Below are 20319 nucleotides of genomic sequence, written 5' to 3'. Positions count from 1 at the left end.
ACCTACCATCGGTCACGCGCCGGTACGCACCGACCGTTGGTCGGTGCGCGAATGGTCCGGCGCGCAATATGCCAGCGCAAGCGGCCCGAGCGGGTGGAACAGCCCCCTTGAGTCAAGGGGGCGCGCCGTCAGGCGCGGGGATCTGGAGGAATGGTCCGCGGGGGGCCCACGATCTGCAGCGCAGATCGTGGGAGGTTTCGCGAATGCGAACCTACCCCGCGACGGGGTAGGCCTCGTCCAGCGCCGCTTCCAGCGCATCCAGGTCCGGCAGCAGCGCGCTCTGCTCGCCCAGCAGCACGCGCATGTGCACGCCCTGCGGCAGGGTCTCTTCCGAGGCGTCGGCCAGCAGGCCGTCGCGCGGCACCGAAATCAGCTGCGGGAAGGTCTGGGTCAGCAGCGCGAAGTACGGGCGGCCCGGATTGCCGCCCAGCGCCTTGAGCACCACCACCTTGTTGTTGCCATGCACCGGCTCGTCGCCCAGCCCGGACAGGCGCGCGAACGACAGCAGCGGCACGTCCCAGCCGTGCCAGGCGATCTGCCCGACCAGCCAGGCCGGCGTGTCCGGCACCGCCTGCACGGCGACCTTGGACATCATTTCGGCGACGGTGGCATTGGGCAGCAGCACGCGTTCGTGCCCGGCCTGGATCAATACCCCACGGATTTCGTCGTTGCTGGCGTAGCTCATCGGTGTGTCCTTGTGGGTGCCGGCGCGGCGATCACTCGCTCACGCCCCAGCGTTCGGCGATGACGGCGGCCAGTTGCTGCGGTTCGCCCGCCTCCCTGCCGGCGGCGACCACGGCGCTGGCCGCGGTCGGGTCGTAGCAGCCTTCACCGATCTGCCCGGCCACCCAGGCGCCGGCGCCGGCCAGCGCCAGCACGGGCTCGACCTGTGCCGGATCGGCGCCACTGAGCAGCACCACGCCGCTGTGTGCCGGCGGCAGGGCGTCGATCTGGATGCCCTGTGCATCGGTGCTGAAGTACAGGCTGCGCCCGCGCAGTTCCAGCCCGACATCGTCGGGCAGGATGTAGGCATGCCCGGCCAGCACCGGTTGTGCGGTTTCGGCCAGCAGTACCGGCAGCGGCGACACCCGCGCCATCTGCTTGACCAGGTTGCCGTAACGGCCGCCGTCCAGGCGCATGTGCACCAGCACCGGCGCGGCCAGCGCGGCCGGCAGGGCGGCCAGCAGCCGGCGCAGCGCGTCCGGGCCACCGATACCGGCCAGCACCAGCACCGCACCGGGGGCGGCGCCGTCGGCCAGGCCTTGCGGTTCCAGTTCGACCAGCGACAACCGTTCCAGGTCGAATGCCGTTGCCGGCGGTGTCGGCGGTGCCGGCTCCGCGGCGGCGGCAGGCGGCGCTGCCGCTGCATCGTCGTCGACCAGCGACCAACTGCTGTGGTCGCCCAGCGGCGCCGCGGCCAGGGTCGCCGCGGCCGAGGGCACCGGCGGCGGTACCGCTGCTGCCGGGGACGGGGTGGCGCCGGTCTGCAGCGCCGCCAGGGCTTCTTCCAGCGAAACCGGCTCGCTCAGCGCCCCGGGGGCTTGGTACAGGCCATCGGCAGGCACCTCGGCCGCCGCGTCGAACGCCTCGCGGACATGGAACTCCAGCGGGGCGTCGGCATGCAGCTGTGCCGGGGTGACCGGCAGGCCCGGTTCGGGCTGCAGCAGGCCGTCCTGCTCCGAACCCGGCGGCAGCACGTCGTGGTGGCCGTGCAGCTTGGCCACCAGGTGCCGCGCCCAGCGCTGGGCCTCCCAGCCCTCGCGGCGCGCGGCCAGTTCGGCCTCGTCGAAGATCAGGGTCAGCGACGGTGCGGCCAGCACCGGGTCCAGCCGTTCCAGCGCATCCTCGATCGCCGGTTCCAGCGCGATCAGCACCGCGCCCGGTGCGGCATCGCGCAGGGTCTGCAGGTCCAGCGTGTTGGGGTCTTCTTCAAGCACCACGTTGGCCCCGGCGAATACCAGCGCCTCACGCAGGCGCTCGCGGGCCGGCCCGACCCGGGCCAGCAGCGCCACCGGCAACAGCGAAGGCAGGTCATTCACGGACACGGGCAATCCCCAGCAGGTCGTACACGTTCCGCATCAGGTCCAGTTCCTGGTACGGCTTGCCCAGGTAACGCTGGACACCGATTTCGAAGGCGCGCTGACGGTGCTTGTCGCCGCTGCGCGAGGTGATCATCACGATCGGCACATCCTTGTAGCGCGGGTCGGCGCGCATCGTGGTGGCCAGTTCATAGCCATCCATGCGCGGCATTTCGATATCCAGCAGCATCAGGTCGGGCACCCGCTCCTCCAGCCGCTCCAGTGCCTCCACGCCATCGCGGGCCACGGCCACCTCGAAGTTGTGGCGCTCCAGGATACGCCCGGTCACCTTGCGCATGGTCAGCGAATCGTCGACCACCATCACCAGCGGTGCCTGGCGGTCGCTGACCTGGGCGGTCATGGCGATCGGCTTGTGCGGGTTGGCCACGAAGCGACGCACCAGCGGCGCAACGTCGAGGATCACCACCACCCGGCCATCGCCGGTGATGGTGGCGCCGTAGATACCCGGCACCGAGGCGATCTGCAGGCCGACCGGCTTGACCACGATTTCGCGGTTGCCCAGCACCTGGTCGATCGCCACGGCGGCGCGCAGGTCGCCGGCGCGCACCAGCAGCAGCGGCACCTGGGCCTGGCCTTCGGCGCGGGCCTGGCCCTGGCCGATCAGCGTGCCCAGATCGTGCAGCGCGAACTCTTCGCCGCCGTAGTGGTAGCCACCGGCGGTTTCGAACCGCTCGCGCGAGATCCGGCCGATACCGCTGACCGAGGCCACCGGTACGGCAAAGGTGGTTTCGCCGATCTGCACGAACACCGCCTGGGTCACCGCCAGCGTCTGCGGCAGACGCAGGGTGAAGGTGACGCCCTGGCCACGTACCGAGTGGATGTCCACCGAGCCGCCGAGCTGGCGCACTTCGTTGTGCACCACGTCCATGCCCACGCCACGGCCGGCCAGCTGGCTGACCTGGTCGGCGGTACTGAACCCGGGGGCGAAGATCATCGCGTCCAGTTCGGCTTCGCCCAGTTCCACCCCGGCTTCGACCAGGCCGCGCTGTTCGGCGCGGCGACGGATCGCGTCACGGTCCAGCCCGGCGCCGTCATCGGCCACTTCCAGCACGATTTCCGAGCCTTCGCGGCGCAGCCGGATGGCGATCTCGCCTTCCTCGGGCTTGCCGGCGGCGCGGCGTTGTTCCGGCGTTTCCAGGCCATGGGCGACCGAGTTGCGCAGCATGTGTTCCAGCGGCGCGACCATGCGGTCGAGCACGTTGCGGTCCAGTTCGCCGTGGGTGCCTTCCAGGATCACATGGACCTGCTTGCCGGTGTCCTGGCCGGCCTGGCGCACCACGCGGCGCAGGCGCGGCACCAGGCCGTCGAACGGCACCATGCGCGCGCGCATCAGGCCGTCCTGCAGCTCCGAGCTGACCCGCGACTGTTGCTGCAGCAGCACGTCGTACTGGCGCGACAGATCATCGAGCACGCCCTGCAGGCCGCCAAGGTCGGCGGCGGACTCGTTCAGCGCACGGCTGAGCTGCTGCAGGGTGGAGAAGCGGTCCAGTTCCAGCGGATCGAACTTGTGGTCGGCCTGGTCCTGTTCGCGCTGGTAGCGGGCGACGATCTGCGCCTCGGTTTCCAGGTCCAGGCGGCGCAGCTGGTCGCGCAGACGGGCATTGGTGCGGTCCAGTTCGCCCATGGCGCCGCGGAAGGCGCCCAGCTGCTGTTCCAGCCGCGAGCGGTAGATGGCCACTTCACCGGCATGGTTGACCAGGCGGTCGAGCAGGTCGGCGCGTACCCGCACCTGTTCCTGCTGCGGCCGGGCCAGACTGTCCTCGTCGGTGGCCACGTCCAGCGGCAGCGGGGCCGACAGCGGGGCATCGGCGACGGTGGCATCCACCACCACCGGTGCGGCCTCCTCAGCCAGCTCGGCCGGTGCCGGTACCACCCGGCCCAGGGTGCGTTGTTCGAACGCGGCGATCAGGTCCTCGGGCATCGCCACGCTGCGGTGCTGGCCGGTGCGGGTCAGCATCTGGTGCAGGCGGTCGAAGCCACGTTCGAGCAGGTGGACGTCGCTGCGGTCGATGTCGGTGCGGTTGGCGGCCACCGCCTCCAGCAGCGATTCGATGCCGTGGCCGAGGTCGCCGATCGGGTTGATCCCGGCCATGCGCGCCCCGCCCTTGAGGGTGTGCAGGTCGCGCTGCAGGCCGGCGATCACCTCGCGGTCCTGCGGGGCCGCACGCAGCTCGCTGATCAGGCCATCGCAATGGTCGAGCAGGTCCTTGCCCTCTTCCACGAAGATGTCGACCAGTTCCTGGTCGAGCACGCTGAAGTCCAGCGCCTCGCTGGGATCGCTGTCCTCGTCCGGCGCAGCGGCCGGCGTCGGTGCGGCGCCATCCACCGTCGCTGCGGCAACCGCAGCGACGGCGACCGGCGCGGCCGCCCCGCTGCCGGCTGGCAGCGGCGCGTCTTCGAGTTCGAAGAACGGCGACGGCATGGCGGTTTCTGCTTCGGCTTCAGTCCCGGCGTCGCTTGCGCTGTCGGCCGGGTCCGCGGCCGATTCGGCGAAGGCATCGGCTTCGGTGCGTGCGTCCGGGTCGGCGGCATCGCCGGCGTCCAGGTCGAGCACGCTGTCGAGGTCGGCGTCCAGCGCGTCGATCACGGTCAGGCCGTCATCCAGTGCCTGCTGTGCATCCACCGGTTCACCGAAGGCCGGTACCGGCGGCAGCGCTTCTTCCAGTGCCTGGCGGTCGCTGTCGGCATCGGCATCGGCGTCTACTTCCGCAGCGGCAGCGGCAGCGTCCAGGCCGGCGCGGTCTGCATCGCCGTGCTGCGGTTCGGCCGTCGGCACATCGGCTGCGGCGGTTACCGCGCTGTCATCGGCCAGAACGCCGGCACCCGACCACGGGTTGAGCGTGGCAACCGGCGACGACGGCTCGGCATCGGCGTGCGTGGCCGGCTCCACCTCGGAGCCGGTCTCGGAGGCAGAGTCGGTGCCTGCGGTCGGCCCGGCGGCGGCCAGGGGCTCGGCCGTGCTGTCCGGGCTGATGCCGGCCGCGCCATCCTCGGCGGCCGCAGCCGGCGTCGCATCGGGTAGCGGCAACGCATGTTCGAAGAAGCGCGACAGGTCTTCGGCGCCGGTCAGTTCGACCGCTTCCAGGCCCTCGGCCGTGGCCGCCCCGGTGGCGGCCGGCGGCAGCGGCGCGGCGGCAGCCGTGACAGCATCGCTGCCGGCAGGCTGGCTGGCCGTAAGATCGGCGTCGAAGTAGGCCGACAGGTCATCACTGCCGGTCAGCTCGCCGACCAGCAGCGCGTCGTTGTCCGCGTCGGCAACACCGTTGGTGTCGGCAACAGTGTCGGCAACTGCATCGGCATCGGCATCGGCATCGGCATCGGCATCGAAGTCGAGCACGGACAAGGCGTCGGCCTGCGGCAGCGGCGCATCGCCGCTGGTGTCGGCGTAGTCGCCCTGCCCGCCGGCCTGCGGCCACGTGGCCAGTGCATCGGCGGCATCGCGGGCAGCACCATCGCTGGCAGCCGGCTGGTCGCCCTCGTCCTGGTCCAGGCCGTCCTCGTCGTCCAGCCCATCATCGGCATCCAGCGCCGGCCAGCGTGCTTCGGGCAAGGTGTCGGCCAGCGCCTGCAGGCGCGCGGCCAGCGTGGCCTGCACCGGAATGCGCGGCGCGTCGGCCTGCAGCGCGGTCATGGTGGCGGCAATGGCCGCAGCGGTCGCTGCCAGCGCGTCCACGCCGTCGGCATCGGGCGCGGCATCGGCCGCCAACGAACGCTTGATATAGCTTTCCGCACTGCCGGTGACGGCGGTGATCTCGGGCACGTCGGTCATCGCGAACGCGCCGTTCATGGTGTGCACGGCGCGCAGCAGGCTGTCGGTAACCGGCTGCGGGGCCACGCGGGCATCCTGCAACCAGGCCTGCAGCGTGGCCTGGTGGGTGTCCACCTCGGCCTCAAGTATCTCGCGCAGCACCTCGTCGATATTGGCCGGGGTACCGGCCGCTTCGATCGGTTCGGCCACCTCGGCGGCAACGGCAACCGGCGCGGCGCGCTGCAACGGCACGTGGAAGGTTTCCTCACCGGCGGCAACGCGGTCGGCAATGGCCTGCATCGCCTGCAGGTCGGCGGTGACCCGGCTGCCGTCGCGCAGCGCGGCATTGAGCTGCGGCAGCACTTCATAGGCCTGGCCGACCATCGCCACCACCGCCGGGGTCGCCGCGCGGCTGCCGTCGAGCACGCGGTTGAGCATGCCCTCGATCTTCCAGCTGAACTCGCCCAGGGTACGCGCGCCGACCAGCCGGCCACTGCCCTTGAGGGTGTGGAACACGCGGCGGATCGGGCGCAGGCGGTCCAGGTTGTCCGGCGCGGCGCGCCAGACCGGCAACAGGTTGCCGAGGTTGACCAGCTCTTCGTCGAATTCTTCGATGAAGACCTCGCGGATGTCCTGGTCGATGTTCTCGCCATCGTCCTCGAAGCCGGCCTCGATGCTGTCGACCGGCTCGACCACGCCGGCATCGACGGACGCCGGCGCAGCCGGCAGCGGCTCGGTGCTGAACTGCGCGGCGGCGGCATCGAGCTCGGCGAGGAAACGCGCCGATTCGTCGTCCAGTTCGATCTTGCCGATCACCGCGGCATGGACGCCGGTAACACTGTTGACCGGCGTGGCAGCGACCGGCTCGGTGCTGTCGGCGGCGGCCGGTTCGGCGTCGTGTGCATCGGCAATATCGCCGATATCGGCAACCTGACCGATCGTCGGCTCGATCTGCCCGCGCAGGAACGGCGGCAGGCTCTGCACGTCCAGTTCGGGCGCGGCATCGCTGTCCAGCCCGGCAGCGGCCGGGAGCCCGTCATCGATCTGCAGCGACAACACGTCATCGGCATTGTGCAGCGCCTCGTCGACGCTGAACTCGATCGGCTCGTCGCTGATCTGCAGGTCGTCGTGTTCGGCAGCGACCGGATCAAAGCCGGCGCTGTCGGCGACGAACGTATCGGTGCGCGCAACCGGCAGCGCCTCCCCGGCAGCAGGCTCGGCGCTGGCGTCCAATCCATCCAGCCCCGCATGCAGCGCTGGCGGTACGTCCCAGTGCGCGGCAGTCACGGCATCCTCGGCCACGACCGGATCGAAGTGGGCGAAGGTAGGCAACGCGTCGTCGCGTTCACTCGGGCGCGACAGCGTCCACTGCGGTGCGTCGGGCGCGACCGGTGCGGTGGAAGCATCGAACACCAGGGCGACCGGAGCAGCCACGGCGGGTGCAACCGTTGCCGCGGCGTCGGCGTCGGTGTCGGCATCGACCGCGGCCAGCAGCGGCTCGAAGGTGAAATCCGGCAGCGCCGGTGGCACGCTGCCCGGCGGCGGCGCGCTGGGAGCCACCTGGATCGGCAGCGACTCCACCGATGCGGCGTCCCAATGGGGCAGGTCGATGCGCTCGGCAGCTACCGGCAGCGCCGCGGCACTGGCATCGACGGCAGCGGCATGCGCATCGGGCAGCGGCCAGTAGCGCAGCGTTTCCAGGCTGGTACGGGTGATGTCGAGGATTTCCTCGCGGCCCGGGCGGCGTTCGCGCAGGGCTTCGAGGTAGTACTCCAGGCTGGCCATGGCATCGGCCAGGGTGTCCAGCTGGCGCCCGCTGGGCACGCGCTGGCGGTCGATCAGCTCCACCGCGATGTACTGGCGCACGCCCTGCAGGTAATCGGCCGGGGTGGCCAGGTCCAGCATGCGCAGCGCACCGGCGACCTCGCCGAGCAGGCGCGGCACTTCCTGCAACTGCTGGTGGTTCCAGTTGGTTTCGATGAAGGCGACGAAATGCTCGCGCGCCGCGGCGAAATTGGCGATCGCTTCATGCGCCAGCACCTCCACGGTGCGGCGGTTTTCCACCGCGCTGGGATCGTCCTCGCCACTGCCGCCGGCGCCCAGGTGGGCGACCTGGTCGTCCAGCGAGGCATCCACGTACAGCAGCGCGCCGGCGATATCCAGCAGCAGGCTTTCATCGATGGTCTGCTCGCCCTGGACCACGCTGCGCAGCGCATCGCGCTGCTGCACGACCACGCCGCGGGCCACGCCCAGGCCCATCATGCCCAGGGTGTCGGCCACCGCGCCCAGTTCGTTGACCTGGGTCTGCAGCTGGGTCGGCTCGCCGCCGGTGCGCAGGTGCAGGTCCAGCGCGTCCTTGATCCGCAGCAGTTCTTCCTTGACCGCGTTGCCGACGGTATCGAGCAGTTCGCGGTTGCGCCCGCTCAGGCTGCCGCGGGCGTGGTCGAGCTCGGCTTCGGTGGCGCTGGCGCTGTCCGGGGCGAAGGCGAACAGCACGCTTTCATTGATGCCCGGCAGGGCGCGCGCCGAACGGATGTCGTTGAGCAACGGCAGCAGCACGATCGGGATGTCGCGATGGCCGTTCTGCAGGCGTTCCAGGTAGTCGGGCAGCAGCACGCTGCCGCGCATCAGGGTGGCGCAGGCTTCATCGCGGTCGGGCACCTCGCCGGCGCCGATGGCGTTGGCCAACTGCTCCAGTTCTTCGGCCACCATTGCCGGCGCATACAGCTCGACCATGCGCAAGGTGCCCTGCACCTGGTGCAGGTAGCCGGCGCAGAAGCGCATGCGGCTGCCGTCGGCCGGGTCTTCGGCGTAGTACTCGACCTCGTTGCGCACCTGGCGCAGGGTCTCGTCCAGCTCCGGCTTGACCCAGCCCAGGGCGGCATGGCTCATGGCATCGCGCAGCGTGCTCATGCCGGAACTCCCGGCAGGGGCGCGCGCGTGTCGTGCTGTGATTTCTCGCGATGCATCATCTGCTGATTCCTTCCCTCTCCGCCCTGCCCGCGGCTCACGCCGGCAGCTTGAAGTCGGCAACCGAGCGGCGCAGGTCGGCCGCCAGCTGTGCCAAATGACCGATCGACTCGGCGGTCTGTCCCGCGCCCTGCGAAGTCTGGCCGGTAATCTGCCGGATCACGCCCATGGTGCGGGTGATGTCCGAAGCGGCCGACGACTGCTGCTGGGCGGCGATCGAGATGTTCTTGATGAGGTTGTTGAGCGCGTTGGAGACCCGCTCGATTTCGGTCAGCGCGGTACCGGCGTCCTCGGCCAGGCGCGCGCCGGATACCACTTCGGCGGTGGTCTGCTCCATCGAGCTGACCGCCTCGTTGGTATCGGCCTGGATGGCCTGGACCAGATTCTCGATCCGTCGGGTCGCGCCGGAGGTACGCTCTGCCAGGCGCTGCACTTCGTCGGCCACCACCGCGAACCCGCGGCCGGCCTCGCCGGCCGAAGCGGCCTGCACGGCCGCGTTCAGGGCCAGGATGTTGGTCTGCTCGGAAATGTCGTTGATCAGTTCCACGATCGAGCCGATTTCCTGCGAAGACTCGCCCAGGCGCTTGATGCGCTTGGAGGTTTCCTGGATCTGGTCGCGGATCTGGTCCATGCCCTGGATGGTCTCGCGGACCACGCCGGCGCCTTCGGCGGCGATCACCACCGAACGCTGCGCCACCTCGGCCGATTCGGCCGAGTTGCGCGAGACCTGCTCGATGCTAGAGGCGATTTCGCCGATGCGGTCCGAGGCCGAGGTGATCTGGTTGGCCTGGTGGCCGGCCGCTTCGGCCAGCTGCATCGCGGTGGCCTGGGTTTCCTGGGTGGACAGCGCGACCTTGGCCGAGGTGTCGTTGATGGTGGTCACCAGGTGGCGCAGTTCGTCCACGGCGTAGTTGATGGCGTCGGCGATCGCGCCGGTCATGTCTTCGGTCACCGAGGCCTTGACGGTCAGGTCGCCCTCGCCCAGCGAGCTGATTTCATCCAGCAGCCGCATGATCGCCTGCTGGTTGCGGCTGTTGAACTCGACCTGGGTCTGGTAACGCAGGTCCTGTTCGCGCGACCGGCTGCGCACGGTGCTGCTGACAAAGCCGATGATGGCGACCAGCGCCAACGCGCCGGAGATCACGCCCAGCCAGAAGTTCGGGAACAGGCGCGTATCGCGCACCGAACCGAACGAGGAGAACGCTTCGAACAGCTTCTTGCTGTCATCGAGCATCTTGCCCGAGCCGGCGGTCAACGCCGCGGCCGAGGACTGCGCCGAGAACAGCTGGCGCGAGCTGGCCAGGATCGCGTCGGCGTCCTTCTTCATGGTGTCCCACTGCTTCTGCGACTGCTCCAGCGCCGACAGCGCACCGGCATTGCGGACCGGGCTGATGCCAAGTTCCTCGTTGCCGTTGCGCAGCGCTTCCAGCACCTGGGTGAACACCACCGAGTCGCGCGCCAGCGCGTCGCCGGCCGCGGCGGCATTGGCGCCGCCGGCCCGCATTTCGGTCACCCGGCGCGCCATCGAGCCGACCACCACCACCTGCTGCAGCGCGTTGTACACCTGCGAGGCGGGGGCGCCACCGGCCGACATCGCGCGCACCACCTCGTTCAGCTGCGCCTGCAGTGCCGGCACGCCGTTGACGAAGTTGTTGGCGTTGCCGGCCAGGGCCAGCACCGCCGGCTCACTGGCCACCAGCTGGGCGGCGCTCTTGCCGAGCGGTTCCCAGGTCTGGCCAAGCTGGTTGAGCGGGCCGGACACGTTGGCTTCGCTGCCGTAACGGCCCTGCAGGCTGCTCACCGTGCTTTCGATGCGGGTCTTGGTGTCCTTGAACGCGGTGAATGCCTGGGCGTTGCCCGAGACCGCTTCACGGCCCTGGTTGGCCAGCTGCTGGGACAGCACCTGCAGGTCGGCCGCGCCGGTACTGGCGCCGGCCAGGCGACTGCCCTGCCAGGTGGCCACGCCGGTGTTGACGCCGAACACGATCATCGACAGGGCCAGCAGGCCGAGCCAGAAATTGGTTCCCACCGAGCCCAGCTTGCCGGCCTTGGCGGTATCCGAAGCAGTACTCATGGTTCAACCTCGATCTTCAATGCGGTGAGGCAGGCAGCAGCGATCAGGCCGCGGCCTGCCTGAATTCGGGAGTACGGGACAGCAGCGACAGCGAGAACACGCCCCAGTCATGGCCGTCGCCATGGAAGGCGCGGTCGACGAAATGGGCATAACGGCCACTGGCCAGGTCGCCGGCGGCGATGTCCTGGTCCTGCTCGAAACTGCGCTGGCCAAACAGTTCATCGATGGTCAGCGCCACGTCGCCGCCGGCCTGGCGCATGATCAGCACGCGCTGGCCTTCCTGCTGCACGGTGCGCTCGCCTTCCATGAAGTACTTCAGGTCGACCACCGGGAACAGGTTGCCGCGCAGGTTGCCCACGCCCAGCAGCCACGGCTGGGCGCCGGGCACCGGGGTGATCGGCGGCATCGGCACGATTTCCACCACTTCGCGGAAATCCGAGACCAGGTGGCGCTTGCCGACCCGGTAGCCCACGCCACGCCACAGATCCTGCGAAAACTGCCGCTCGGGCAGCTGCACCGCATGGGCCAGGCTGCGCCGTTCGTAGACTTCCAGGATGTCGAAGGGAGAGCGCATCAGACCACCAGTTGGTTGATCCGCGCGATCAGTTCATCCTCGCGCGGCGGCTTGACGATGTAGTCGGCCGCTCCCTGGCGCAGCCCCCACGCCTTGTCGGTTTCCATCGCCTTGGTGCTGACGATGATCACCGGGATGTGCTTGATCGCCGCGTCGCGCGCCATCGCTCGGGTGGCCTGGAAGCCACTCATGCCCGGCAGCACCACGTCCATCAGCACCAGCTGCGGCGCATGCTCGCGGACGAGCGCAAGCCCGTCCTCGGCGTTGTCCGCTTCGAGAACCTCGTGCCCGGCCTTGGTCAACCACTGCGTGAACACCGCACGGTCGGTCGGTGAATCCTCGATCAGAACGATTCGAGCCATTGTGCCTTTCCCCCTGGTCAGGCGTTGACGTATGTGCGGATGGCACCCAGCAGTTCTTCACGCGTGAAAGGCTTGGTCAGGTACTGCTCCGAGCCGACGATGCGCCCGCGCGCCTTGTCGAACAGGCCGTCCTTGGAGGACAGCATGATCACCGGGGTCGACTTGAACAGCTGGTTGCCCTTGATCAATGCGCACGTCTGGTACCCATCCAGCCGCGGCATCATGATGTCCACGAAGATGATCTGCGGCTGTTGGTCGGCGATCTTGGCCAACGCCTCGAAACCATCGGTCGCGGTCACCACCTCGCAGCCTTCGCGCTTGAGCAGTGTTTCGGCGGTCCTGCGAATGGTCTTCGAATCGTCGATGACCATGACCCTGAGCCCTGCGAGTTCCCCACCCGCAGCCATGTTTTCAGTCATTACCTTTCCCCGAGCGCGCGACGCTTCTGCTTGGTCTGGCGCCGCTGCGAAAGCGTATCTATATCCCAAACCCGGCGCAGGCTTCAAGCGCCGCCGCCGCAGCCAAGCCGCAGCCGGGGCCGGGCTGACCGATTCGGCACGTTTTGCGCAAAACCGGGCCGGGCCGGACACTGCGTTGCGCCCCGCCGGGCAGGCAACGGCCCCCCGATCCGGCTACCATCATCGCCCTGCCCGCCAGGTTGCGACCATGCCGTTGAACGTCATCGTGGTGATGGACCCCATCGCCCACATCAAGATTGCCAAGGACACCACCTTCGCGATGCTGCTGGAAGCCCAGCGCCGCGGCCACGCCCTGCACTACGTCAGCCCCGGCGGGCTGGCCCTGCGCGGTGGCCGGGCGGTGGCCCGCACCGCCCCCCTGCAGGTGCGCGAGGACAAGGCCGACTGGTTCAGCCTGGGCGAGTTCGGCCAGACCGAGTTCGGTCCGGGCCAGGTCGTGCTGATGCGCAAGGACCCGCCGGTGGATGCCGAATTCATCTACGACACCCACGTGCTCAGCGTGGCCCAGCAGGCCGGCGCGCTGGTGGTCAACGACCCGCAGGGGCTGCGCGACTTCAACGAGAAGCTGGCCGCCCTGCTGTTCCCGCAGTGCTGCCCGCCGACCCTGGTCAGCCGCCGCAACGTCGACCTGAAGGCCTTCGTGCTCGAGCACGGCCAGGCCGTGCTCAAGCCGCTGGACGGCATGGGCGGGCGGTCGATCTTCCGCAGCGGCACCGGCGACCCCAACCTCAACGTGATCCTGGAGACCCTGACCGACGGCGGGCGCACGCTGGCGCTGGCGCAGAAGTTCATTCCGGACATCACCGCCGGCGACAAGCGCATCCTGCTGGTCGATGGCGAGCCGATCGACTACTGCCTGGCACGGATCCCGCAGGGCGACGAGTTCCGCGGCAATCTGGCCGCCGGCGGCCGCGGCGAAGGCCGCCCGCTGAGCGAGCACGACCGCTGGATCGCCGCCCAGGTCGGGCCGGAAATGAAGCGCCGCGGCATGCGCTTCGTCGGCCTGGACGTGATCGGCGACTACCTGACCGAGGTCAATGTGACCAGCCCGACCTGCGTGCGCGAACTGGACGCCCAGTACGGGCTGAACATCGCCGGTACCCTGTTCGACGCGATCGAGGCCGGCCTGCCGCGATGACCGCAACGGTCGAGCCGCTGCTGCCGCTGCAGGCGCGCGAATCCCAGCGCCTGGGCGCGACCCTGGCGCTGTCGCTGCTGGTGCATGCGCTGCTGATCCTGGGCGTGGGCTTTGCGGTCGGCGACAAGGCCGCGCTGGTGCCGACCCTGGATGTGATCTTCAGCCAGACCCAGACCCCGCTGACGCCCAGGCAGGCCGATTTCCTGGCCCAGGCCAACCAGCGCGGCGGCGGCGACCACGACAAGGCCCAGCGGCCGCGCGACAACCAGGCCGGGATCGTGCCGCAGCCCCAGGCCGGGCTGTCGCCGGTGCCGCAGCAGCGCCAGGATGCGGCCAGCCCGCCCCCGCCGCAGACCCGGGTGGTGTCCAGCCGCAACAGCACCGAGCCGGTGGCCAGCGCCCAACCGCTGCCGCAGCCCGAGCAGCCGCGGCCGGACGCGCCGTTGAACGCGCGCGAGCAGCGCGATGCGGAAATGGCCCGGCTGGCCGCCGAAGTGCACCTGCGCTCGGCGCAGTACGCCAAGCGCCCGAACCGCAAGTTCGTCTCGGCCAGTACCCGCGAATACGCCTACGCCAACTACCTGCGCGCCTGGGTGGACCGGGCCGAGCGGGTGGGCAACCTCAACTATCCCGACGAGGCGCGCCAGCGCCGCCTGGGCGGCCAGGTCGTGATCACCGTCGGCGTGCGCCGCGACGGCAGCGTGGAAAGCGCGCGGATCCTGCGCAGCAGCGGCACCCCGCTGCTGGATGAGGCCGCGCTGCGCGTGGTCCGCCTGGCCCAGCCGTTCCCGCCGCTGCCCAGGACCGAGGACGGCGTGGAGATCCTGCAGGTCACCCGCACCTGGGCGTTCCTGCCCGGCGGTTCGCTGCGCGACGATCGGTAGGTCCGGGCCATGCCCGGACATCGCGGTGCCGGAGCGAACAGCATCCGACCACGGGTCGGACCTACCGCCGGGCTGCGCGCGCGGCCTGTTGCTCCACCAGCGTCAGCGCGACGTTGTTGCGCAGGTAGGCCGGTTCGACCCGCTCCGGCGCCATGCCCTCGCCCCGCTCGAACGCCGGCACCGCCAGCGCCAGCACATCGGAAGCACGCGGCAACGCCTGTGCGTCCACGCCGTCGAGCTGGTCGGCCAGGCGCGTGGCCAGCAGGCCGGCGGCGGCCCCGAAGCCGGTGCCCACGCCGAACCAGCGGCTGCCGTCGGGCAGTGCCACCGCGTCCGGTGCGCAGACGGCCTCCTCACCCTGCAGCTGCCAGTGCCCGTCCACGCGCACCTGGCGCGCCACGTAGACCTCGCCCATGCGCGCATCGATGCTGCTCAGCACGTGATCGGCGTCGGCCGGGGCACGCAACGCCAGAACCTGCAGCGTGGAGACCGGGATGAGCGGTCGGTCCAGCGCCAGCGCGATGCCCTGCGCGATCGCGATCGCCAGGCGCACCCCGGTGAACGCGCCGGGGCCTCGCCCCAGCGCGACCGCATCCAGCTGCGACCGCGCCACGCCCGCCTCGGCCAGCAACGCCTCGGCCCACGGCAGGCTCAGCTCGGCATGCCGGCGCGGAGCGATCTCGAACCGCTCCAGCACCTGCCCATCCACGTACAGGGCAACGGAACAGGCTTCGGTTGCGGTTTCAAAGGCGAGCAGTTTCATCGAGGTCAGAACAGGGAAGTGGGGAAAGGGTCGGCATCGCCGGGGGCGGCAGGGGCAGCGGGGGCCGCCGGCACGACCGGCGCGGCGGGCCCGGCGCCAGCCCATTGTGGCGCAAAGAAGCCGCGCACATCGTCCAGCGCGCGGGTGCGCCGGAACGGCGGCAGCGAATCCAGGAAGATCCGCCCGTAGCCGCGGGTCAGCAGGCGCGGGTCGCACAGCACCAGCACGCCGCGATCGGTCTCGCTGCGGATCAACCGGCCCACCCCCTGCTTGAGCGCGATCACCGCCTGCGGCAGCTGCTCGTCGCGGAACGGGTTGCCGCCGTCGCGGCGGATCGCATCCAGCCGCGCCTCGAACACCGGGTCGTCCGGGGCAGCGAACGGCAGCTTGTCGATCACCACCACGCTGAGCGCATCGCCGACCACGTCCACGCCCTCGCGGAAGCTGGCCGACCCCAGCAGCACGCCATTGCCCGATTCGCGGAACCGCTGCAGCAGCGTCGCGCGTGGCGCCTCGCCCTGCACGAACAGCGGCCACGGCGCATCGCGCAGCGCCTCGGCGGCCTCGCGCAACGCGCGGTGCGAGGCGAACAGCAGGAAGGCCCTGCCCTGCGAAGCCTCCAGCACCGGGATCAACGCACCGATCAGGGCCGTGCCGAAACCGCGTGCGGCCGGATCGGGCAGACCGGCAGGCAGGTAGCACAACGCCTGGGCGGCCCAGTCGAACGGGCTGGGCTGCAGCAGCGTGACCGGGTCATCCAGGCCCAGCCGCTGCGAAATATGCGCAAAGCCGCCGTCCACGGTCAGCGTGGCCGAGGTGAACACCCAGGCCGCCATCGAACGCTGGCGGTGCTCGCGCAGCGGGCCGGATACGTCCATCGGGGTGCGCTGGCAACGGAAGCCGCGCGGGGTCAGTTCGTACCACAGCACTTCGGCGGCGGCCGGGGCCTGGCCGGGATCGCTGTCGAAATCCAGCAGCGGCGCATCCTCGCCCAGCCAGCGCGACAGCCGCGATGCCGCCTCCAGCGCGCGCGCATGGCAGGCATCCAGGCCGGGCGATGCCTCGCGCACCCCGGCCAGCGCATCGCCCAGGGTGACCAGCGCACTCATCGCCGCATCGAAGCCGTCGCGTACCTGCGGCACGGCCAGCGCGCGCCACTGGGTACCGCGCGGCGGCAGGCCGTCCATCGCCGTGCGCAGCTCGCGCAGCACCTGTTCCAGGCCGGCCGCCGGCACCTGCAGCGCGGCCTGGGCGCCGGCCACGCTGCGGCTCTCGGCCAGGCAGTCGCGCGCCAGTTCCTGCCACGGGCGCATGCCGAAGCTCTCGCCGAAGAAATTGGCGGCCAGTTCCGGCAGCTGGTGCGCCTCGTCGATCACGAATGCCTGCGCGCCGGGCAGGATTTCGCCGAAGCCCTCCTGCTTCAGCGCCAGGTCGGCCAGCAGCAGGTGGTGGTTGACCACCACCACGTCGGCCGACTGCGCACGCTGGCGCGCCTGCACCACGAAGCAGTCGTCCCAGAACGGGCATTCGGTGCCCAGGCAGTTGTCGACGGTGGAGGTCACCATCGGGTACAGCGGCGAGTCTTCGGGCAAGGCGTCCAGTTCGGCCATGTCACCGAACTTCGTGCGCCCCGACCAGGCCAGGATGCGCTGGAACTGCGCGACCTGCTCGGGCGAACTGAACCGTGGCTCGCCCCTGGACTGCTGCAGGCGGTAACGGCACAGGTAGTTGGCCCGGCCCTTGAGCAGCGCGCTGCTGTGCCCCACCCCGAGCGCGGCGCGCACGCGCGGCAGGTCGCGGTGGTAGAGCTGGTCCTGCAGCGCGCGGGTACCGGTGGAGATGATGGTCTTCAACCCGGACAGCAGCGCCGGCACCAGGTAGGCGTAGGTCTTGCCGGTGCCGGTGCCGGCCTCGGCGAGCAGCACGTCGCGCTGGTCGAACGCCTCGGCGATCGCCGCGGTCAGGCGCAGCTGCGCCGGGCGCGCAACGAAGGCATCGAGCTGGCTGGCAAGCGTGCCGCCCTCGCTGAGGGCTTCGCTGCTGGCATGGGCAAGGCGTGGCATGGAAGGCATTGTAGAGCGGGGCTCTGCCCCGCTGCTTGGATCTGTCTCCGCTGCAGGGCGCTGCGCCGTCGCGGATCGAGGCAGCGGGGCAGACCAGGCAGCGGGGCAGAGCCAAGCAGCGGGGCAGAGCCCCGCTCTACGAGTCAATACCGCTTGATCCCCGGCACCGTGCAGCCATCCAGCTGCGCGTGCGCGGACACCGCGTTTTCCTTCTGGCCACGGGCCAGGCGCGACTGTTCGATGGTGGCCCAGTGCCGGCGGCACAGCGGGCCGGTCTTCGAGCCGAGGTCCACGGCCTTGCGCGCCAGCGTTTCAGCGCGCGCCCAGTCGCCCTGCAACAAGGCGATCTCGGCGCGTTCCTGCAGGATCGAAGGATCGCCTTCGGAGACCAGCAGGGCCTGGTTCAAGGACTCGGCGGCAGCGGCCAGGTCGTTGGCCTGGCGTTGCGCCTGTGCGGCCATGCGCAGGTCTTCGATCTGCGCATCGCGCAGCGGCTGCACCGCCAGTTCCTTCTCATCGGCGCCGGCGGCGGCCGCGTCCACCGCCGCCATGCGCTGGGCCGGTGTGGTGGTATCCAGCGGCGCCTTCTGTGGTGGGGTGGAGGTAACGCAGGCGGCAAGGCCCACGCCCAGCGCAAGCAGCGACGTACAACGGATCAGGGTTCGGTAGGTCATGCGGGCCGGCCTCGTTCCGGAATCATCGCGCAGGGGGAGTGGTGGCGGCCGGGGCCGGCTCGGCCGCAGGTTCGGGCTTCTTGTCCAGCCCGAACCAGCTGCGCCAGCCACCGCCTTCGGCACCTTCACCGCCCTCGCCTTCCGGCAGGGCGGCCGGCGGCGTGCACGCGGCATAGGCCGGCGCATAGCCGACCACGAACGGGAAGCGGCGCGCGCCCGGGCAGGTTTCATCGGTGGCCGCAGTCCCGCTGGCCTCCACGTACTGCCAGTCCAGGCCCTTGTTGCTGACCTTCAGCGGCGAACTGGGCAGGCGGCTGAAGATGCCCGACCACACCCGCATCGCGCCGCTGGCGCCGAACAGGCCGGTCTGTGCGTTCTGGTCGTTGCCCATCCACACCACGGCCAGATGGTCGCCGGTGTAGCCGGCATACCAGCTGTCGCGGCCGTCGTTGGAGGTGCCGGTCTTGCCGGCCGCCTGCAGGCGGGCCAGGCCGTCGGCATTGAGCCGTTGCGCGGTGCCGCTGGCCACCACCTGCTGCAGGCCGATGCTGATCAGGTTGGCCGCGATCGAATCGCCCTCCTGGGCCGGCGCCGGGCTCTTGTCGTAGCGCTTGAGCAGCTTGCCCTGCGGATCGAGCACGCCACGCACGGCATGCAGCGGCTGGATCTCACCGCCCGAGGCAAGGAACTGGTACAGCTGGGCCATCGCATACGGGCTCTGGTCGGTCGCGCCGAGGATGACCGACGGGTTGGGGTCGGCCTTGATCCCGGCCAGCACGTGGATCAGCTTGGTCAGCCGTTCCGGATCCACCGCCATGCCGATCCGCACCGTGGCCTGGTTGTAGGAGTGCGCCAGCGCATCGATCATCCGCACCGTGCCGTGGCTGCGGTTGTCGGCGTTGCCCGGGCTCCACTTGCGGCCGCCGCTGAGCTGCACCGTCACCGGTGAATCATCCACCCAGCTGGCCAGCGAATAGCGGTCCGGCTGGGCCAGGGCCAGCAGGTAGACGAACGGCTTGAGCAGCGAGCCGACCTGGCGCTGCGCCTCGATGGCGCGGTTGAAGCCAGGTTCGGACACATCGCGGCTGCCGACCACGGCCAGCACGTCGCCGTTGTGCACATCGGTCAGCACCAACCCGGCCTGCAATTCGGGGCGGCGCTTGGTTTCCAGCGACTTGAGCGTCTTGGTCACCGCGCCCTCGGCATAGGCCTGGGCCGACGGCGCCATGCCGGTCATCACGCTCAGGCCGGCGCCCTGCAGCACCGACTCGGGGTAATCGTGGCCAAGCTGGCGCCGCACCAGGTCCACGTAGGCCGGGAAGCGGTTGGCCGCGATCAGGCCCGGGGTCTTGGGCACGCCCAGCGGCGCCTTGAGCGCACGCTGGTATTCGGCATCGTCGATCAGCTGGCTTTCGTGCAGCTTGCCCAGCACGAAGTTGCGGCGGTCCAGCGCCCGCTCGGGATTGCGCCGCGGGTCGTAGTGGGACGGGCCCTTGACCAGGCCGATCAGCAGCGCGACGTGTTCGGTATTGAGCGAGGACAGGTCGCGGCCGAACCAGAATTCGGCGCCCGACGACATGCCGTGGATGGCCTGGCTGCCGCGCTGGCCCAGGTAGACCTGGTTGAGGTAGGCCTCCAGGATGGTGCGCTTGTCGTAGCGCGCTTCCATGATGAGCGCGTACAGCACCTCGTTGAACTTGCGGGTGACGGTCTGTTCCTTGCCGATCCCGAGCAGGCCGCTGCGCGCCAACTGCTGGGTCAGGGTGGACGCACCCTGGCGGCTCTGGCCACCGGAGCGCACGGTCACCCAGACCGCGCGGGCGATGCCGCTCAGGTCGATGCCGTGGTGGCGGTTGAAGTCCTTGTCCTCCACCGCCTGCAGGCCGGTGACCAGCAGTTCGGGGGTTTCCTCGATGCGTACCAGCCGGCGCTCTTCCTGCTTCTGCCCGTACAGGGTGGCGATCCGGGCCGGGTCCAGCCGCGCGGCCTTCAGGGCCTTGCGGCTGCGCGCATCGCGCAGCGAACCGATCTGCCCGCCGGACAGGGTCAACTCGACCTGGCGCGGGGCGACCGGGCCATCGACATCGTTGTAGCCGCGGCTGGAGATCACAAAGCGGCCGCCGTCCTGGCTGTAGGTGGCCGCCGCCTTGCCGGTGCCGTCATCGCGGTAGGCCGCCGCGGCCAGTTCGGTCTTCAGCGTCTGCGCATCCATCGCCACCCCCGGCGCCAATGCCAGCGGACGGGCATAGACGCGGGTCGGGATCTGCCAGCGCAGCTCGCCGAACCGTTGGGTGACCTGTTTGTTCAGGTACACCGTATAGGGAATCAGGAAACCCAGCGCCAGCGCGAACGCGGCCATGCCCCAGGTGATCAGGCGTCGACGCCACAGCGGCCAGCGGCTGTCGGTGTCGTCGTCGAACTCGTCGATGTCGTCGGAATCGTAGCGTCGGGGCACGGGAATGCTGGAGAGTAAATTCTGCCGAGTCTAACG

General features: G+C 70.1%; 13 protein-coding genes. 2 read left to right on the top strand and 11 right to left on the bottom strand.

Translation table 11 applies throughout. From position 1 onward, the window contains the following. Nucleotides 1-211: 211 nt before the first annotated feature. From IC535_RS08110 to pilG, 7 genes are all read right to left on the bottom strand, one after another. Nucleotides 212-685, bottom strand: coding sequence for a chemotaxis protein CheW (locus IC535_RS08110; RefSeq protein WP_228884152.1), 474 nt, complete (start codon nucleotides 683-685; stop codon nucleotides 212-214). A 31-nt stretch (nucleotides 686-716) separates the two neighbouring features. Further along, nucleotides 717-2045: a chemotaxis protein CheB gene (locus tag IC535_RS08105; RefSeq protein ID WP_228884151.1), complete on the bottom strand. Its 1329-nt coding sequence runs from the start codon at nucleotides 2043-2045 to the stop codon at nucleotides 717-719. Continuing rightward, nucleotides 2032-8760 carry an Hpt domain-containing protein gene (locus tag IC535_RS08100; RefSeq protein ID WP_228884150.1) on the bottom strand — a complete coding sequence of 2243 codons (6729 nt, stop codon included), beginning with the start codon at nucleotides 8758-8760 and terminating at the stop codon, nucleotides 2032-2034. Before IC535_RS08100 ends, IC535_RS08105 begins: the two co-directional genes overlap by 14 nt. Nucleotides 8761-8854: 94 nt before the next feature. Next, complete coding sequence (locus IC535_RS08095) at nucleotides 8855-10891, bottom strand: methyl-accepting chemotaxis protein (protein WP_228884149.1); 2037 nt, start codon at nucleotides 10889-10891, stop codon at nucleotides 8855-8857. Between the two features lie 43 nt (nucleotides 10892-10934). Then, nucleotides 10935-11465 carry a chemotaxis protein CheW gene (locus tag IC535_RS08090; RefSeq protein ID WP_228884148.1) on the bottom strand — a complete coding sequence of 177 codons (531 nt, stop codon included), beginning with the start codon at nucleotides 11463-11465 and terminating at the stop codon, nucleotides 10935-10937. Continuing rightward, entirely contained in the window at nucleotides 11465-11827 is a 363-nt protein-coding gene (locus tag IC535_RS08085; RefSeq protein WP_228884147.1) for a response regulator transcription factor, read from the bottom strand. The genes IC535_RS08090 and IC535_RS08085 overlap by 1 nt, the downstream gene beginning before the upstream one ends. A 17-nt stretch (nucleotides 11828-11844) precedes the next feature. Beyond that, entirely contained in the window at nucleotides 11845-12246 is a 402-nt protein-coding gene (gene pilG, locus IC535_RS08080) for a twitching motility response regulator PilG (protein ID WP_017356958.1), read from the bottom strand. A 247-nt stretch (nucleotides 12247-12493) separates the two neighbouring features. On the opposite strand from pilG, the gene gshB reads away from it, so the two are divergent. Beyond that, a complete protein-coding gene (gshB, locus tag IC535_RS08075; RefSeq protein ID WP_228884146.1) occupies nucleotides 12494-13444 on the top strand; it encodes a glutathione synthase in 951 nt (316 codons plus the stop codon). Then, nucleotides 13441-14328, top strand: a complete 888-nt coding sequence (locus IC535_RS08070; RefSeq protein ID WP_228884145.1) for an energy transducer TonB family protein — start codon at nucleotides 13441-13443, stop codon at nucleotides 14326-14328. The genes gshB and IC535_RS08070 overlap by 4 nt, the downstream gene beginning before the upstream one ends. A gap of 61 nt (nucleotides 14329-14389) precedes the next feature. On the opposite strand, the gene tsaB is transcribed toward IC535_RS08070, so the two are convergent. From tsaB to mrcB, 4 genes are all read right to left on the bottom strand, one after another. Continuing rightward, a complete protein-coding gene (gene tsaB, locus IC535_RS08065) occupies nucleotides 14390-15091 on the bottom strand; it encodes a tRNA (adenosine(37)-N6)-threonylcarbamoyltransferase complex dimerization subunit type 1 TsaB (protein WP_228884144.1) in 702 nt (233 codons plus the stop codon). Between the two features lie 5 nt (nucleotides 15092-15096). Continuing rightward, nucleotides 15097-17154, bottom strand: coding sequence for an ATP-dependent DNA helicase (locus IC535_RS08060; RefSeq protein WP_228884143.1), 2058 nt, complete (start codon nucleotides 17152-17154; stop codon nucleotides 15097-15099). A gap of 143 nt (nucleotides 17155-17297) precedes the next feature. Next, nucleotides 17298-17828: a hypothetical protein gene (locus IC535_RS08055; RefSeq protein ID WP_228884142.1), complete on the bottom strand. Its 531-nt coding sequence runs from the start codon at nucleotides 17826-17828 to the stop codon at nucleotides 17298-17300. 22 nt (nucleotides 17829-17850) lie between these two features. After that, nucleotides 17851-20283: a penicillin-binding protein 1B gene (gene mrcB, locus IC535_RS08050; RefSeq protein WP_228884141.1), complete on the bottom strand. Its 2433-nt coding sequence runs from the start codon at nucleotides 20281-20283 to the stop codon at nucleotides 17851-17853. Between the last annotated feature and the right edge of the window lie 36 nt (nucleotides 20284-20319).

Source organism: Stenotrophomonas rhizophila, from assembly GCF_020857975.1.
GTDB lineage: Bacteria > Pseudomonadota > Gammaproteobacteria > Xanthomonadales > Xanthomonadaceae > Stenotrophomonas > Stenotrophomonas rhizophila_C.
Note: the sequence above shows the minus strand (reverse complement) of the source record. Positions and strands in the feature narration are given on the sequence as shown.

Excerpts from the sequence above, each read along its gene's own strand:
- IC535_RS08110 (WP_228884152.1), bottom strand. The coding sequence starts at position 685 with ATGAGCTACGCCAGCAACGACGAAATCCGTGGGGTATTGATCCAGGCC.
- IC535_RS08100 (WP_228884150.1), bottom strand. The coding sequence starts at position 8,760 with ATGAGCACGCTGCGCGATGCCATGAGCCATGCCGCCCTGGGCTGGGTC.
- IC535_RS08095 (WP_228884149.1), bottom strand. The coding sequence starts at position 10,891 with ATGAGTACTGCTTCGGATACCGCCAAGGCCGGCAAGCTGGGCTCGGTG.
- IC535_RS08090 (WP_228884148.1), bottom strand. The coding sequence starts at position 11,465 with ATGCGCTCTCCCTTCGACATCCTGGAAGTCTACGAACGGCGCAGCCTG.
- IC535_RS08085 (WP_228884147.1), bottom strand. The coding sequence starts at position 11,827 with ATGGCTCGAATCGTTCTGATCGAGGATTCACCGACCGACCGTGCGGTG.
- pilG (WP_017356958.1), bottom strand. The coding sequence starts at position 12,246 with ATGACTGAAAACATGGCTGCGGGTGGGGAACTCGCAGGGCTCAGGGTC.
- gshB (WP_228884146.1), top strand. The coding sequence starts at position 12,494 with ATGCCGTTGAACGTCATCGTGGTGATGGACCCCATCGCCCACATCAAG.
- IC535_RS08070 (WP_228884145.1), top strand. The coding sequence starts at position 13,441 with ATGACCGCAACGGTCGAGCCGCTGCTGCCGCTGCAGGCGCGCGAATCC.
- tsaB (WP_228884144.1), bottom strand. The coding sequence starts at position 15,091 with ATGAAACTGCTCGCCTTTGAAACCGCAACCGAAGCCTGTTCCGTTGCC.
- IC535_RS08060 (WP_228884143.1), bottom strand. The coding sequence starts at position 17,154 with ATGCCACGCCTTGCCCATGCCAGCAGCGAAGCCCTCAGCGAGGGCGGC.
- IC535_RS08055 (WP_228884142.1), bottom strand. The coding sequence starts at position 17,828 with ATGACCTACCGAACCCTGATCCGTTGTACGTCGCTGCTTGCGCTGGGC.